We start from the raw sequence: 1,765 nt of genomic DNA, 5'->3' as shown, positions 1-1,765 counted from the left end.
GCTGGAAGGCCATATCATCTATGGCTTCATTGAACACTTCGTCGCAGCCGGCGCACCACAGGGCGGCCAGCAGGGAAAGCATTACGATCATTCTTGTTTTCATGGGTCCCTCCTAAAATTTCATGCCCGCGCCAAGGCTCAGGGCGATACAATACAGCGGCGAATTCTCCGGGATCGCCATGGCACGAAAATCTCCGTACAGGTACCATGTAGCCCACGGGCTGTAGCGCGCTGAAACGCCCGCGCTGAAGGCCGGCTCGAAAGCGCTTTTTGTCACTTTCACCAGGAAGCGGTCGGTGTAGGTTACGCTGTTATACGAAACGCCGCCCGCGACATAGGGGCTCAGGGAGAAACCGGCGAACGGCCCGAATCCGTAGCCGAGCCGCAGCAGGACCGGCGCCATGTATCCTTCCTTTACGTCCCGGTCGGCCCCGTCGGCGTTCTGGGGCGCCCCGGTGAACCGGTAATAAGCCGCCTCGATTCCCGGCTCGAACCCTACAAAGAACAGGTTCTCCGCCATGAAAATCGCGGTGACGCCGTACCCGAATTTAAAAAGATCGGACATCCTTCCCATTGGTTGGACGTACGTCCCAGTCACAGCCGCGGTATACTGTAGAATCCCCGTGCCGGTACGCGTGATATCCGACTCGTCACCCAGGTTATCCACGGCGCACACGCCGAAAGTGTTTCGTCCGGGTTTCAGGTCCAAAACGGTGTACGTGGTCTCGTTTATATCAGCGATCTTAAGGTATTTCCCTTCGAGCTTCCGGAAGACACGATACCCCTTTATGCTGCCGTCGGGGTCGGCGGCCGGCCGCCACTGGAGGGTCGCGGAAATCTTCCCATCGGCGCCGGGAGCGCTTTTCACCACGTCGATCATCTCGGGCCTTTCCGGCAGGATGTTCTTTGTGGTCACCGTGAGCATGTTGGAGGGGGTGGACTCCTCGTTTGAATCGTCCACCGCCGTCACCTTGAGCAGGTACACGGTATTGCTTTTAAGGCCGTCCAGGGTGAACGCGGGGCGATTGACCATTACCGCGGGCTGGTAGTCCTTCTCTCCCTGTTCTTTATGATACAGCAGGTAGTGCTTTACCGGGTTGTAAGGCGGGTACCAGGTGAGCTTGACCCTCGTCGTGTCCGGCGTTCCCTTGAGGCCCGAGGGGTTCCGTTCGGCGATGAAGAGCACTTCGGTGCGATTTACGGTCGTCTCGTCCGGTTTCAGGAGTTCCCTGCGAAAGGTATACGATTCCTGGTCCTCGTCCACGATGAAGGCCTCGAAGTTTTTGCCGTCTCGCATCTGCACGTGGATCTTGCCCATCTTGAGCTTCGTGTAGAGGATGCGCAGGATGTCCTCGCGCTCAATGGTGCTGGTCTTCCCCGCGTCGTCCTTCAGGGTGATTGACCGCGCCGCGTCCTCGACGATGGCGCCGTTGAGGATACGGCCGTCTTTCAGGAAAACGTGCTCGGCGTGCAGGTCCCCAGGGCCAACGGCAGCGAGGACAATGAATGTGAAAACGGTGAAGGAAGCAAGTGAGTGCGTTAACCGTGACATAGTACCCCGCTGGAATGAACTCTGTATTTTCGGACTGTCTCTGTTATGCGACTGAGCTGCATAATATTATTCCCGTTCCTGCACGCACGTCTCATTGTCCCATACGGGGAGTAAAACCCTCGACTTCAGTCGAAGACTTTAGTATGCTTGCGGGATGGAAAACTATCGTAGGTCAAGTCACTCGATATACGATATAAAGTATCATATTGTGTG

At 56.7% G+C, this 1,765-nt stretch carries 1 protein-coding gene; it reads right to left on the bottom strand.

The window, feature by feature from the left end:
- Positions 1-112 precede the first annotated feature (112 nt).
- Entirely contained in the window at positions 113-1,552 is a 1,440-nt protein-coding gene (locus tag EPN93_09335; GenBank protein TAL35920.1) for a hypothetical protein, read from the bottom strand.
- Between the last annotated feature and the right edge of the window lie 213 nt (positions 1,553-1,765).

The sequence above is a fragment of the Spirochaetota bacterium genome, from assembly GCA_004297825.1.
In the GTDB taxonomy this organism is placed as follows: domain Bacteria; phylum Spirochaetota; class UBA4802; order UBA4802; family UBA5368; genus FW300-bin19.
The sequence above is the reverse complement of the archived record's forward strand: the minus strand, read 5'-3'. Positions and strand labels throughout refer to the sequence as shown.